At 41.5% G+C, this 13,045-nt stretch carries 15 protein-coding genes; 9 read left to right on the top strand and 6 right to left on the bottom strand.

The window, feature by feature from the left end; translation table 11 throughout:
* Window positions 1-3: 3 nt before the first annotated feature.
* Complete coding sequence (locus JNO66_RS08305; RefSeq protein ID WP_203087794.1) at window positions 4-219, bottom strand: hypothetical protein; 216 nt, start codon at window positions 217-219, stop codon at window positions 4-6.
* Window positions 220-413: 194 nt separating this feature from the next.
* Here JNO66_RS08305 and JNO66_RS08300 point away from each other — a divergent pair, with 194 nt between their 5' ends.
* A complete protein-coding gene (locus tag JNO66_RS08300; protein WP_203087793.1) occupies window positions 414-1,991 on the top strand; it encodes a glutathione ABC transporter substrate-binding protein in 1,578 nt (525 codons plus the stop codon).
* Between the two features lie 225 nt (window positions 1,992-2,216).
* A complete protein-coding gene (locus JNO66_RS08295; protein WP_203087792.1) occupies window positions 2,217-2,846 on the top strand; it encodes an SGNH/GDSL hydrolase family protein in 630 nt (209 codons plus the stop codon).
* Window positions 2,847-2,893: 47 nt separating this feature from the next.
* On the opposite strand, the gene ytvI is transcribed toward JNO66_RS08295, so the two are convergent.
* The 3 genes from ytvI to JNO66_RS08280 form a co-directional block, all read right to left on the bottom strand.
* The gene (ytvI, locus tag JNO66_RS08290) at window positions 2,894-3,985 is read right to left on the bottom strand and encodes a sporulation integral membrane protein YtvI (protein ID WP_203087791.1); all 1,092 of its coding nucleotides are present in this window, start codon (window positions 3,983-3,985) and stop codon (window positions 2,894-2,896) included.
* A gap of 174 nt (window positions 3,986-4,159) precedes the next feature.
* Window positions 4,160-4,930 (bottom strand): SDR family NAD(P)-dependent oxidoreductase, encoded by a 771-nt coding sequence (locus JNO66_RS08285; protein WP_203087790.1) that lies wholly within the window; start codon window positions 4,928-4,930, stop codon window positions 4,160-4,162.
* 73 nt (window positions 4,931-5,003) lie between these two features.
* The gene (locus JNO66_RS08280; protein ID WP_203087789.1) at window positions 5,004-5,150 is read right to left on the bottom strand and encodes a hypothetical protein; all 147 of its coding nucleotides are present in this window, start codon (window positions 5,148-5,150) and stop codon (window positions 5,004-5,006) included.
* Between the two features lie 199 nt (window positions 5,151-5,349).
* Here JNO66_RS08280 and JNO66_RS08275 point away from each other — a divergent pair, with 199 nt between their 5' ends.
* Window positions 5,350-5,976 carry an FMN-dependent NADH-azoreductase gene (locus tag JNO66_RS08275; protein ID WP_203087788.1) on the top strand — a complete coding sequence of 209 codons (627 nt, stop codon included), beginning with the start codon at window positions 5,350-5,352 and terminating at the stop codon, window positions 5,974-5,976.
* 47 nt (window positions 5,977-6,023) lie between these two features.
* Here the strand turns inward: JNO66_RS08275 and JNO66_RS08270 are convergent, their stop codons facing one another.
* Window positions 6,024-6,809, bottom strand: coding sequence for an SDR family NAD(P)-dependent oxidoreductase (locus JNO66_RS08270; protein WP_203087787.1), 786 nt, complete (start codon window positions 6,807-6,809; stop codon window positions 6,024-6,026).
* A 55-nt stretch (window positions 6,810-6,864) separates the two neighbouring features.
* A complete protein-coding gene (locus JNO66_RS08265; RefSeq protein WP_203087786.1) occupies window positions 6,865-7,209 on the bottom strand; it encodes a hypothetical protein in 345 nt (114 codons plus the stop codon).
* Window positions 7,210-7,529: 320 nt separating this feature from the next.
* Between JNO66_RS08265 and JNO66_RS08260 the strand changes: the two genes are divergently transcribed.
* From JNO66_RS08260 to JNO66_RS08235, 6 genes are read left to right on the top strand one after another with little or no spacing between them, the layout of a single operon-like run.
* Window positions 7,530-8,852 (top strand): LLM class flavin-dependent oxidoreductase, encoded by a 1,323-nt coding sequence (locus JNO66_RS08260; RefSeq protein WP_203088398.1) that lies wholly within the window; start codon window positions 7,530-7,532, stop codon window positions 8,850-8,852.
* Window positions 8,806-9,351 (top strand): GNAT family N-acetyltransferase, encoded by a 546-nt coding sequence (locus JNO66_RS08255; RefSeq protein WP_276511893.1) that lies wholly within the window; start codon window positions 8,806-8,808, stop codon window positions 9,349-9,351. The genes JNO66_RS08260 and JNO66_RS08255 overlap by 47 nt, the downstream gene beginning before the upstream one ends.
* 31 nt (window positions 9,352-9,382) lie before the next feature.
* The gene (locus tag JNO66_RS08250) at window positions 9,383-10,189 is read left to right on the top strand and encodes an amino acid ABC transporter substrate-binding protein (protein WP_203087784.1); all 807 of its coding nucleotides are present in this window, start codon (window positions 9,383-9,385) and stop codon (window positions 10,187-10,189) included.
* Between the two features lie 15 nt (window positions 10,190-10,204).
* On the top strand, window positions 10,205-10,876 hold the full coding sequence (locus tag JNO66_RS08245) for an amino acid ABC transporter permease (protein ID WP_203087783.1): 672 nt from the start codon (window positions 10,205-10,207) through the stop codon (window positions 10,874-10,876).
* 11 nt (window positions 10,877-10,887) lie between these two features.
* Window positions 10,888-11,640 (top strand): amino acid ABC transporter ATP-binding protein, encoded by a 753-nt coding sequence (locus JNO66_RS08240; RefSeq protein WP_203087782.1) that lies wholly within the window; start codon window positions 10,888-10,890, stop codon window positions 11,638-11,640.
* Window positions 11,641-11,674: 34 nt separating this feature from the next.
* On the top strand, window positions 11,675-13,018 hold the full coding sequence (locus JNO66_RS08235) for an MmgE/PrpD family protein (protein WP_203087781.1): 1,344 nt from the start codon (window positions 11,675-11,677) through the stop codon (window positions 13,016-13,018).
* The last annotated feature ends 27 nt before the right edge of the window (window positions 13,019-13,045 follow it).

The following is a 13,045-nucleotide window of genomic DNA, read 5'->3' as shown; positions in this document are numbered from 1 at the left end:
ACTTCACCTCTTTGTTTGTTCTCTCCTATGCTTAGCATTCGTCTTTCTCCATTGATAGAAGAAGGAACTTTCACCTGCGATTAATCCTAGAATTAGTACGAGTGTGGCCGTTTCATAATCCGGTGTGGCAAAGAGTACTTTGCTCAGAAGAAATCCAAGGACTACACCAACGATTACAAAAAGATACGTTTTTCGTCTGACAAAAAAATAATTTTTCACAGGACATTACCTCTCATTTTATCAACTACACAATTTATCTGACTTTCAGTTAAGGGATGTGGTGAGTGCTTTTATCCTAACTCGTTTTAGCTTCTTTCGCCACTTACAGCAGGGATTTTTTATTGTTTGTCAGACTTTTTCGCGTTATAGTGGTAAAGATTCAGACTATAGAGAGAATTAAGAGGAGTGGAGAAATGAGAAAGAAAAAGTTATTTGGGTTAGGTGCTGTAATCGTTTCCCTGAGCGCATTGGTTATGGTTGGTTGCGCAAGCGATAATACAGACACAGAAGGAACAGCGAGCACTACAGGGGGAGATCTTGTTGTTGATATGCAATCAGAAGCCGTGACACTCGACCTTCATGGATCAAACGATACAGCATCAAGTAATGTAACCTCTAACATTTTTGAGTCCCTCGTTACTCAAGATGAGGAGCTAAACTTAAAACCTGGTCTTGCCGAAGACTGGAAACAAATAAATGATACGGAGTGGGAATTCTACCTTCGAGAAGGCGTAACGTTTCACGATGGCACTGAGTTCAATGCAGATGCTGTAAAAGCGAACCTTGATCGTGTGCTTGATCCCGAGGTTGCTTCTCCTCGAGCGTTTTTGTTTGAGATGATTAGTGAGGTAGAAGTAGTTGATCCCTATACCGTTCGCATACATACTGAATACCCGTTTGCTCCACTGCCTGCTAACTTAGCTCACTACGGAGCAGCAATGATGAGTCCCGTTGCAATTGAAGCAGATTATCAAGCCATGGCTGATGGCGAAGCACCAGGAAGCTATTTAAATGAACATCCAATCGGGACAGGTTATTTTACATTTGATAGCTGGAATTCAGGACAATCTATTAAGCTTTTAAAAAATGATGACTATTGGGGTGAGCCTGCTAAGGTAGATAGTGTAACCTTCCAAGTCATTCCTGAAGGTGGTACCCGAATTGCCAATCTAGAGACTGGTGCAAGTCACATCGTTAATAACGTAAGTGCAAGTGACTTAAATCGATTTGAAGCGACCGACGGCATTCACGTGAATCAAACAGAAAGTGTTGCCCTTTTGTATCTTGGATTTAACCAGAAAAACGAAGTATTAAGTGATCCACTTGTTCGTGAGGCTTTTTCTTTAGCCATTAATCGTACTGATATTTTAGAAGGAATTTTTAACGGAGTTGGCGTTGAAGCAAAGACTCCACTGGCTCCTAAGATCTTTGGACACGATGATTCAATTGTATTTAACGAATATGATATTGAAAAAGCTAAAGAACTTCTTGCAGAAGCAGGATACGCGGATGGTCTGGACATTACACTTAACACGAGTGACCAGCGTGAAAGAACAGATATAGCTGAGTACATTCAGTCAGCGCTCAGTGAAATTGGTGTAAATGTATCGATCCAAGTTAATGAGTGGGGTGCGTTCCTTGATCTAACGAATCAAGGGGAACAGGAACTCTTTATCTTAAGCTGGTCAACCGTAAATGGTGATGCAGATATGGGCTTATCTCTTTTCCACTCTGCTAACCAAGGAGCACAAGGAAACCGTACATTTGTGGCTCGCGATGACATAGATGAGTTGCTTGAAGAAGCACGTAAGAGCGAAGATGAAGACGAACGCCTTGAGCTTTATAGCGAAATTCAAAAAATGATTGCCGATGATAGTATCATCCAACCACTTATTCATGAGGAATTTTTGGTTGGTGTCAGAGACGAAGTAGAAGGCTTCTGGGAAAGCCCAACTGGCGTCTTGGTTTTACACGATGTATCGATTCAATAGGTAAGTAAATAAGCCTTACATATTCTAAAGAATGTAAGGCTTTTTTGTATTTAAAGTATAGCTTATTTACCATTGTTCAACCTATTTCCTGCAACTCACTCTCAAAAACATGCATCAAATATGCTATGATCGACATAGCCATACTTCTTGATAAATTAAGGAGAATGACTTGGTTTAATCAAGGAAAGATAAACGAACATATAACGAAAATTCTGGAGGAAAACAATGCTTAAACAGGATGATACCTTTGTATTAATTGGGGACAGTATCACTGAAAATGGACGTTTTGAGGATCCACAAGGGATTGGGATTGGATATGCTGCACTTATTCATGATTATTTAATGGTTAAACACCCTGAGCTACACCTTGCCATTTATAACAGAGGAATTAGTGGAAACCGTGTGACAGACCTTGAGGACAGATGGCAGCAGGACGTTTTAGATTTGAACCCGGATTGGGTCTCCATATCAATTGGCGTCAATGATGCTTGGAGTCAAACAAAGCATCCTGATCGAGAACAGGTTTACCCTGAATTGTTCGAAGAAATTTACGATCGACTTCTTAGATATACGTTGGAAAAAACAAATGCTAGGCTAATCTTGATGGAACCTACCATTATTAAAGAAGAATTGGATTCAGAAGAAAATCAAACGTTAAAACCGTATATAGAGGCAGTTCACAGACTTGCCATCAAGTATGATGCAATCCTTGTGCCAACAAATCAAGCGTTTCAAACCTATCTTGAAGCGGAATCAAAGGTTCCTGTTACAACAGATGGTGTACATATGAACTCTAAAGGTGACGTTCTTATGGCTACTACTTGGATTGATGCTTTTAACCAGAGCGATAAATAGAAAAACATGCGGACAGCCTTTTGAAGGCTCGTTCGCATGTTTTTTTATTATTTTTTTATCGATTGACTGGGTACATCTTCTGTTAGTTTTAATTCAAACAGGCCTGCTTCTTTGGCTGATCGAATCGCAATGTAGACAAATGGTCCAAGAATTAAACCCATTACTCCGAAGAATACATATCCAAAGTACATAGATAACACTGTCGGCAATGCGGCAAGTCCAATTGAATCACCAAGTACTTTCGGTTCAATAATTCTTCGTACAATTAAAAGTACAGCCGCCAAGATGATTAGCTGAAGACCTGTATTGGTTCCACCAAGCACCATTGCGAGAATGCCCCATGGTACAAGTATCAACGCTGGCCCCACATAAAGAGGAATAATATCAACTAGCCAAATTAAAATCGACATAATTAAAGCAGATTTAGGTGAGATAAAGAGTAAGCTCACGTATGTCACCACAAATACGCCTACACTTAAAATAAACTGAGCCTTCCAGTATCCTAAGAACACTTTACTCATACGCTGAAAAACATATCTAAGCTTACTCGCAGTTTCCATCTTAAACAGATTAAAGAATAAATCAAGTAGCCTTGGCAGGTCTAAACTAAACAAAAACAAGGTGATAAGATAAACCAATGCCACAAAAAGCATATTAGGTACGGCTGTTAATAAAGACGTAATTCCCGCAAGAATATCAGACGTAATCCCCACCGCCCGATCAAACAGGCCTTCCGACTGCCTCTCAATCTCTCGGACAATTTGGTTTCCTTGTGGAATTTCAGCAATAGTCTGGTTAAAGCTGATAATGAAGTTATCAACAAAGATCTGAACCTCTCGTGCATACTGAGGAAGGTCCAAAGACCAGTCATAGATTGCACGGATGACTCTAGTAAATGTTAAATATAACGCGTAGCCACTTATCATAACAAATAACAAAAAGACAATGGTTACGGGTAGCAATCTCTTCTCTGTTTTCAACTGTTTTTTGAGCATTTTCACGAATGGTTCAAAAATCATCGCAGTCAGTAAGGCAAAAAAGATTGGTGAAAAATAAGAAAAATTAAAATAGACAAACACTGCAATTCCAAGAATAGCAATCAAAGTCAATATACGTTTGACTAGAACTTGATTAAACAATAAGCAACCTCCTGACCACAAATAAAAAAAGGTGATGCCTCATTATTATATCAGTATCGAGAAATGATACACAATTTTTTTCCGCATTTTTGTTTACATCTTTTCTAGTTACATTAAAAAAACTGTCGACTACACCTTAAAAGCGTATCGACAGTCATTGTATGATTTTCAAGCTTAAACAGATGTAGCGCCTTGTCCACCATCTATTCTGTAGTACGATCCTGAAATAAATGAAGCGTCATCGGATGCAAGGAAGGCCATTAAATTTGCAATTTCTTCTGCTGTTGCGTAACGATTTAACGGGACGCTCGCCTCAAATTGTTTTCTCGGATCCTTCGCACCTGTAAGCTCGGCATTCGCTTCAATAGATTTCATCATTTGCGTATCAACACCAGATGGAGCAACAGCATTCACACGGATATTGTTTGGAGCCCCTTCAAGTGCGGCTGTTTTAGTTAAACCGATTACCCCATGCTTTGATGCTACATACAAGCCCATACCTGGTGCACCTAGTAATCCCCCATTGGAAGCGGTATTTACAATGGCTCCACTCTTTTGCTCATTCATAACACGCATCACATGCTTTAAGCCGTAAAAGACACCTTTAAGATTCACATTGATAACAGCTTCAAAGTTCTCCGTTGTTTGATCAACTAAATTGTTGAATTGACCATTAATACCAGCATTGTTTACAAAGACGTCAATTCGTCCGTACTTCTCTTTCGTTTTAGTAACAAATGCTTCAACATCCTCTTCTTTTGCCACATTTCCATCAAGTAAAAGCAAGTCCTTTGCTTCTACGTCTTGTGCCGCTTTTTCAAGCACATCACGTTTTAAGTCAACCAGAGCAAGCTTTGCTCCTTCACTAGCAAATTTCTTAGCCGCCGCAATTCCAATTCCCCCAGCAGCACCTGTAATTAATACTACTTTGTCTTTAAAATCCATTATGACAGCCCCCTAGAGTTTTATTTGTTTTGATACACGAAATAATACTCTGATTTTGTCGAAAAGTGTAGTCTTATGCTTTATCGTCTAAATACTCATTTGGTTCGCGGCTTTGTTCTGCATTGTAATTCTTTGCCTGAGCAAGCCTTCCATTACGGTGTTCCCCGTGATTTGTATTTTCTTTAAATTGATTGTTTGGTTTATGATCTTTTTTAGACATACTCATCCTCTTTTCGTCGTTTTGTGAGTAGTTTTTTCTAAAAATGATATCCTATACATATAAAAATGCCTGGTACATCAAATAGTATCCTTAAGGAAACTATAATACTTTAAAGTGCGTACTGTTACTGACCACATGGGCGTTGTATACTAACTACTGTTAAAAAACTATCTAAACTTACATCTGGAGGAACACAAACATGTCTAACGTTTTATTTATCAAAGCTAACGACCGCCCTGCTGATCAAGCAATCAGCGTTATGATGTATGATGCATTTGTTGCATCTTATAAAGAAGCAAATCCAAACGATACAATCACTGAATTGGATCTTTTCCAAGCTGATCTTCCTTACTACGGTAACGATGCCATTACAGCTAACTACAAAAAGAGCCAAGGCATGGAACTTACAGCTGAAGATCAAAAGTACATTGATCTAACTGAAAAGTACCTTGGTCAATTCTTTGATGCTGATAAAGTTGTGATTGCTACACCACTTTGGAATGGAACCGTTCCAGCACCACTTGTAACGTACATCTCTTATCTTGCTCAAGCTGGTCGTACGTTCAAGTACACTGCTGAAGGTCCGGTTGGACTAGCTGGAGACAAAAAAGTAGCGGTTCTTGCTGCTCGTGGCTCTGACTATGCTCTTGATTTCATGGTTGATGGCGAAATGGCTGTACGTTTCGTTAACAGAAATCTTGCTCTATGGGGAATTCATGAACCAACTGAGCTAATCATCGAAGGACATAACCAGTATCCTGAACGTTCTCAAGAAATTATTGCTGACGGATTAGTTGAAGTCACAAAAGCTGCTGCTTCTTTCTAATTCCAAACAAAAAAGCTGTCCATTGCGGACAGCTTTTTCTTGTTTCATTAATCAAACATTAATGGACGGGCAATTTTGTTAATGGCTGCCCCATCAACCATCAAGGTTTGACCACTTACATAGGACGCCTCGTCAGATACCATAAATAAGCATGCATTTGCAATATCATCAACCGTACCAATACGACCAAATGGTTGAAATTGAAGAGTTTGGTTAAATGCTTCTTCCGGATCCTCAAGGCTTGCAAATGTTTTTTCTAAAAGCGGAGTATCCACTGTGCTTGGACAAACCGCATTCACGCGAATATTGTGAGGCCCTAAGTCTAAAGACATTTGTCTTGTTAAGGCAGTAAGCCCACCCTTTGATGCAGCGTAGGCTGCAAGTCGAGTAATGGTTTTCTCTGCATGCCAGGATGCAATGTTAACAATCGCACCGCCCCCACGCTTCTTCATTTCAGGAATGACATACTTGGAGCAAAGAAACGCACCTGTTAAATTCACACCTAAAATTTGCTGCCACTCTTCAAACGACGTGTCTTCTACTGATTTTCGAACCGTTACAGCTGCATTGTTCACCAAGATATCCACGCCGCCAAAAACCTCCACCGTTTTAGCGATTAGAGCTTTTACTTGTTCTTCCTTACTCACATCCGTTTCTACAAAATGAGCTTCAATATGCGCTTCTGCTAATTCTTGAACAAGCTGTTCCCCTAGCTCTTTGTTCACATCCGCAACAATCACCCGAGCTCCTTCTCTAGTAAATGTTCGAATGATTCCTTCTCCAATTCCTTGACTGGCACCCGTTACAATGGCCACCTTTTGATTAAGTCTCATGAATCTCTCTCCTTATGTAAAAAAGAACCCTAGGTTAACCCAGGGCTCCCTTTCATTAGTTTAAATTGCTAAGGTCTAGCTTGTAGCCGTTCTCGTCATTGCTTTCTCTTTCAGGTGCGTTAAAAACCGTTTCTTTATTAATCTTATGCTTCTCTGCAGCGCGATCTGCAAAAGCATCAGCAATTTCCGTATCTTCATTTAAGACAAATTCAAGTGCGTTAATTTGAGTGCGCAAACGTTGTACCGTACGATCAAGGTAGATATACACTTGTTGATCATACTGAGAAAGATCTCTAAACGTTTTCTCGTCGACCTGCATTTCCTTTACTTTCTTAATGCAATTCACTAATTCGCTTCGTAATTCATTACGCTTTTCTTTAACTACTGAAAGATCTCTCATTTTCACAACATCCTTTCTATTTACACATCATGCTTTTATATTTCCACTTTTCCAACTAATTCTAGTATATCGTGATAACGATTTGTTTTAAAGATATATTTCATTTTCTTTCCTTTCATCTAAAGGTATCACATTATTTCGCTCTTTTTGAGCACAATATAAAAGCTTTAAAAATGCTAAACACTACCGTTTGACATAATACGACAAGAAGATTATGATCTTCTTAACCCGATAAAACTACTAGACATTATCAGTTTACTATTAGTATAGATCTAATTTGAAAAGAGGAATGTATCGTGCAGAACGATTCACATAAACAAATGAATTTAGGCGTCTTTTTGGCTGGTACAGGACATCATGTGGCTTCCTGGAGACACCCTCGTGTCCAGAAAGATGGTTCAATGAACTTTAATTATTTTAAAGAGCTTGCGCAAACAGCTGAAAAAGGAAAGTTTGACCTTCTCTTTTTAGCTGATAGTTTATCAATTAACCCGAAATCTCATCCAAATGTGATGACAAGATTTGAACCTTTTACAATCCTTGGCGCCTTAGCTCAAGCGACATCGAAGATTGGATTGGTAGCTACTGCATCTACTACGTACAGTGAGCCATTCCATATCGCACGACAGTTTGCTTCACTTGATCACTTGTCCGCGGGACGTGCTGGTTGGAACGTGGTGACTTCATCCATTCCAGATACGGCTAAGAACTTTAGCGGTACCGAACATCTTGAGCATAGCCTACGATATGAGCGTGCAGATGAATTTGTAGATGTTGTTCAAGGCCTTTGGGATTCTTGGGAGGAAGAAGCATTCGTACGCAACCAGGAGGCTGGTGTGTTCTTTGACTCTAGTAAGTACCATGAGCTGAATCATGATGGGGACTACTTCCAAGTAAGAGGTCCACTCAATGTGGAGCGTACTCCACAGGGACAGCCCGTTATCGTCCAAGCCGGCTCATCTAAGGACGGCATGGCCCTTGCAGCGAAATATGCTGAAATTATATTCACTGCTCAAAATAATAAGGAAGCTGCACAAGCTTTTTATGCAGATATTAAAAAACAAGTTCAAGAAAATGGTCGCAAAGCGGATGATGTGAAGATCCTCCCTGGAATCTTCCCGATTATCGGAGCAACTGAAGAGGAAGCGAACCAAAAGTATCAAGAATTACAGGATCTCATTCAACCAGAGGTTGGGCTAAGCATTCTATCAACTGCTCTTGGTGGCTTTGACTTATCAGGTTATCCACTTGATGGTCCATTACCAGAGATTGATGTTGAACAATCAAACGCTGTGAAAAGCCGAGCCCAGCTTATTATTGATATGGCTAAGCGCGACGAGTTAACCATTCGCCAGCTTTATCAATATGTTGCTGGGTCACGCGGACATCATATCTTTGTTGGAACGCCTACTCAACTTGCAGACAAGCTGGAGGAATGGTTTAAAGACGGTGCGTGTGATGGATTTAATGTTATGCCTCCACTTCTTCCAGAAGGCTTGGATCAATTTGTGAATGACGTGGTTCCCATCTTGCAGGAACGTGGATTGTTCCGCAAAGAATATCAGGCGCCAACACTAAGAGGAAACCTTGGAATAGATGAACCTCTTAACCGATATACGAATGGGTCAGATCATGAGTCATAATCCTTCTTATCGATTAGCAACTTTAGAGGATGCAGAAGAGATACTTGATCTCACATTACGAGCATACGCACCAATCCGGGAATTAGGAATTCATTTTGCTGCTGCAACGGCTGATCTTGAGCTTGTAAAAGAGAACATCATGAACAATGCATGTTACGTTATGCTACGAGATCATAAAATCCTTGCAACAGCTAGCCTTCGGATGCCCTGGGGCCTGCAGCCTGGCCCCTTTGGTGTACCTCACCTTTGGTGGTTTGCAACAGATCCAACTCATGCACAAAAGGGAGATGGAAGCGACTTTCTTCATTGGATTGAACACTCTGTTGTAGCGGAGCAATTAAAAGCACCTTACCTTTCACTAGGTACCGCAGACAAGCATCCTTGGTTAATTGGGATGTATGAACGTAGAGGGTACGAGCGTGCAGGTAGCGCTGATCTTGGAAAAGGTCACATCACCATCTATCTAAAGAAAACGATTTTGCCGCATCTCATTAAATAAACTACAACGTAGAACACTCAGGAGGATTCACATGAAACGTACACATAAAATTACTCTCGCACTAGGACTAACCAGTATTCTTGCACTAACTGCTTGCGGGTCGGGCGACTCATCTGCTGATGGAGGAGATGAAGCAAAGGTTTTACATGTAGGAGCAACTGGTCAAAGCTACCCGTTCGCCTATAAAGAAGGAGACAAGCTTCAAGGCTTTGACGTTGAAGTCATTGAACATGTAGCTGACAAAATTGGGTACGATGTTGATTGGACATTAATGGAGTTTAGTGGTGTCATGGGTCAGCTTCAAGCAGGAAAGCTTGATACAGTAGCGAACCAAGTAGCAGTTACGGACGAACGTAAAGAGCTTTATGACTTCTCGGATACGTATTCTTATGCTGGCACACAAATCGTTGTCGCTGAAGATAATGATGAAATCAACGGACTTGAAGATTTGGCTGGTAAAGAAGTCGCAGCAGTACTTGGTTCAAATCATGCGAAGAACTTAGAGAGCAAGGATCCAGATGGCAAAATCAATATTCGCACATATGAAACTCAGGAAGGCACACTGAATGATGTGGCATTAGGTCGTGTAGATGCGTACGTAAATGGACGCAGTGTGTTGCTTGCTCAGTTGGAATTAAATGACCTACCACTTAAACTGGTTGGCGATCCAATTGTATATGAAGAAGTAGGATTCCCGTTTTCTAAAGAGAATGCTGAACTTAGAGAAGATGTAAACCAAGCTTTAGAAGAGCTTCGCGCAGATGGTACACTTTCTGAGCTATCAGAGAAGTACTTCAAAGATGATGTGACAGAGCCAATTAGCGAAGAACAAGAGTAATCTGGGGTGTGAGCGATGAATTTTGACTTTGATTATATGATATCTGTCTTTCCCGTCTTATTAAAGGCTCTTCCTTTAACTCTGTTAATGGCCATTGTTTCAATGGTACTTGCCGTAATTATTGGAGGGGTACTGGCTCTCATTACAAAGGGAAAAATCCCAGTGCTTTATCAATTGGCTTCTGTGTATATTTCCTTTTTCCGAGCGGTTCCAACCATTGTACAGCTATTCTTAATCTATTTTGGATTGCCTCAGCTCTTCCCGGCATTCAGCTCTCTGGATGCCTTATCTGCAGCCATCATCGGATTAAGCTTAAAGAACTCTTCCTATTTAGCCGAAATCTTTCGAGCAGCGCTTTACTCTGTTGATGAGGGCCAGCTTGAAGCATGTATGACTGTTGGAATGACTAAAACACAAGCGTATATTCACATTATTATTCCACAAGCGATTCGTAATGCTATTCCCGCAACAGGGAATACATTTATCGGCTTACTAAAGGAAACGGCGCTCGCGTTCACAATCGGTGTAACAGAAATGCTTGCATCTGGGAAAATGGCCGCCGCTTCGACCCTGCGTTTCTTTGAAGCCTATATGGCTGTTGCACTTATTTACTGGGTGTTAGTCATCGGCTATAGCGCACTTCAAAGCTGGTTTGAACGAAAAATTAACAGGCCGTATGTACGTTAGGGGGGTCTATTATGATTGAAGTTAAACAAATAAAAAAACGATTTGGCGAACACGTTGTACTAGATGGGATCGACCTTAATGTTCAAAATGGCGAGGTTGTCGCCGTAATCGGTCCATCTGGTTCGGGTAAATCAACCCTCCTGCGCTGCTTAAATCTCCTTGAACAACCGGAAGCAGGAATGATTCAGGTAGGTAACACACAAATTAATGCAGCGAGCTATACAAAAAAGGAAGCCCATGCTTTGCGTAGAGAATCTGCTATGGTCTTCCAGAACTATAATCTATTTAAAAATAAAACGGTTTTAGAAAATATCGCGGCATCTCTGCGTATTACGAAAAAGATGAGCAAGGCAGATGCTCACAAAATTGCGTTTGATTTACTAGAGCAAGTCGGTTTATCTGATAAAGCACAAGCTTACCCTGTCACCTTATCAGGTGGGCAACAGCAACGAGTTGGGATCGCCCGCGCTCTTGCAGTGAACCCAACTGCTCTTCTTCTGGATGAACCTACCTCTGCACTCGATCCAGAGCTTGTATCTGAGGTCTTACAGGTCATTAGATCGATCGCCAAAAAGGATACAACGATGATTATCGTTACCCACGAATTAGCATTTGCTCGTGAAGTCGCTGATCGCGTCATCTTTATGGCAGACGGACACATCGTTGAAGAGGGCAATGCACGTGAGCTGTTCGACAATCCGAAGCAGGAACGCACGAAACGATTTATTAAACAACTTGATCAAACAGAAGAAGCAGACCGGTAAATACGCCGGTCTTTTGCTATTAGGAGGGGTACTTTTGACAAACTGGACAGCCACTTTGGCAAACCTTGTAGCTCATTCATTGCCGAACGACGTAGCGATTGCATCAGCAAAAAAAGGGTTACTTGATTATCTTGCCTCAAGCCTGACAGCGAATCAGACCGAAACCGGCACGTTGCTCATGAGATGGTTTGATGAAGAAGGTGGGCATGCCGAAGTCCCATTAATCGGGATGCACAAGAACGCGTCTGCAAGGCAAGCAGCATTATATAATGGGTACTTAGGCCATGCGCTGGATCTTGATGATGTGCATACAGACGTACGAGGACATCCAAGCACCGTCATCCTTCCAGCCCTGTTATCTGTTGCTTCAACAGGCTCGTTCAGTGGAAGACGATTTTTAGAAGCATATGCAATTGGTGTTGAGGTTATGGCCCGCTTAGGACTGACTATTGGAGCTCAGCATTATACAAGAGGTTGGCACAACACAGCCACACTCGGAGGTATAGCCGCTGCATGTGCCTGCTCCTATTTACAACGATTCTCAGCAGAAAAGATAGAGCTTGCGATTGGTCTTGCCGCAACACAGAGCTCAGGTATGCGTAACCAGTTCGGAACGGAGGTCAAGCCATTACATGCAGGGTTTGCTGCAGAGCAGGGCTACGTTGCTTCCAAGCTGACAGGCCTAGGTTTAATTGGCTCAAGAAGGACACTGGACGGGGAAAACGGCTTCCTTTCCCTTTACGGAGATGGAACTGATTATGCTGATGCATTAACCTCTGATTGGGGAGACTCCTGGAAGATTTCAAAGCCTGGACTTTGGTTTAAGTTATATTCGTTTTGCTCAGCCGCCTTCCATGCAGCCGATGCATGTCATGAATTACTCAGCCAGGACACCTTTATCTTAGAAGATATCCAAAAGATTGAGGTCATCTATCCTCCTAAAGGCGACGCTGCACTCATTCATACTCACCCTCAAACAGGTGATGAGGGACGGTTCAGTGTCGAGTACATCGTTGCATTGTTCCTTACTAATCGGACAGCTAGCTTATCGGATTTCACTCATGAAGCTATACCGTCATCGATCCGCCAATTGATGAATAAAGTGACGAGACAGTATGATGCTACAATCAAGCCATCGCCCCACGCTGTTCCAAAAGGACGATTTACAATTGTTCGTGTCCACCTAGAAAACGGCAACATTCTCGAATCACGAGTCGACGCACCACTAGGATCTACAGACAAACCACTTTCAATGGATCAGCTTGAACAAAAGCTAGATGATAGCTGCAGCGAGGAACAAGCTGTTCAGATTAAGCAGGCTGTACACGGTCTTGATAAAGCGGCGACGCTCAGTGAGCTCATTGAAGCTGTTCGTTAATCCTCTACTAGATGAAGTCTAAACATT

This window comes from Alkalicoccobacillus gibsonii (assembly GCF_016798245.1).
Lineage (GTDB): Bacteria > Bacillota > Bacilli > Bacillales > Bacillaceae_D > Alkalicoccobacillus > Alkalicoccobacillus gibsonii.
This window is presented reverse-complemented; position numbering and strand designations above follow the sequence as displayed.

Coding starts and splice junctions, on each gene's coding strand:
- JNO66_RS08275 (WP_203087788.1), top strand. CDS start 5,350: ATGTCTAACGTTTTATTTATCAAAGCTAACGACCGCCCTGCTGATCAA.
- JNO66_RS08265 (WP_203087786.1), bottom strand. CDS start 7,209: ATGAGAGATCTTTCAGTAGTTAAAGAAAAGCGTAATGAATTACGAAGC.
- JNO66_RS08260 (WP_203088398.1), top strand. CDS start 7,530: ATGAATTTAGGCGTCTTTTTGGCTGGTACAGGACATCATGTGGCTTCC.
- JNO66_RS08270 (WP_203087787.1), bottom strand. CDS start 6,809: ATGAGACTTAATCAAAAGGTGGCCATTGTAACGGGTGCCAGTCAAGGA.
- JNO66_RS08285 (WP_203087790.1), bottom strand. CDS start 4,930: ATGGATTTTAAAGACAAAGTAGTATTAATTACAGGTGCTGCTGGGGGA.
- JNO66_RS08240 (WP_203087782.1), top strand. CDS start 10,888: ATGATTGAAGTTAAACAAATAAAAAAACGATTTGGCGAACACGTTGTA.
- JNO66_RS08250 (WP_203087784.1), top strand. CDS start 9,383: ATGAAACGTACACATAAAATTACTCTCGCACTAGGACTAACCAGTATT.
- JNO66_RS08255 (WP_276511893.1), top strand. CDS start 8,806: ATGAACCTCTTAACCGATATACGAATGGGTCAGATCATGAGTCATAAT.
- JNO66_RS08295 (WP_203087792.1), top strand. CDS start 2,217: ATGCTTAAACAGGATGATACCTTTGTATTAATTGGGGACAGTATCACT.
- JNO66_RS08280 (WP_203087789.1), bottom strand. CDS start 5,150: ATGTCTAAAAAAGATCATAAACCAAACAATCAATTTAAAGAAAATACA.
- JNO66_RS08245 (WP_203087783.1), top strand. CDS start 10,205: ATGAATTTTGACTTTGATTATATGATATCTGTCTTTCCCGTCTTATTA.
- JNO66_RS08300 (WP_203087793.1), top strand. CDS start 414: ATGAGAAAGAAAAAGTTATTTGGGTTAGGTGCTGTAATCGTTTCCCTG.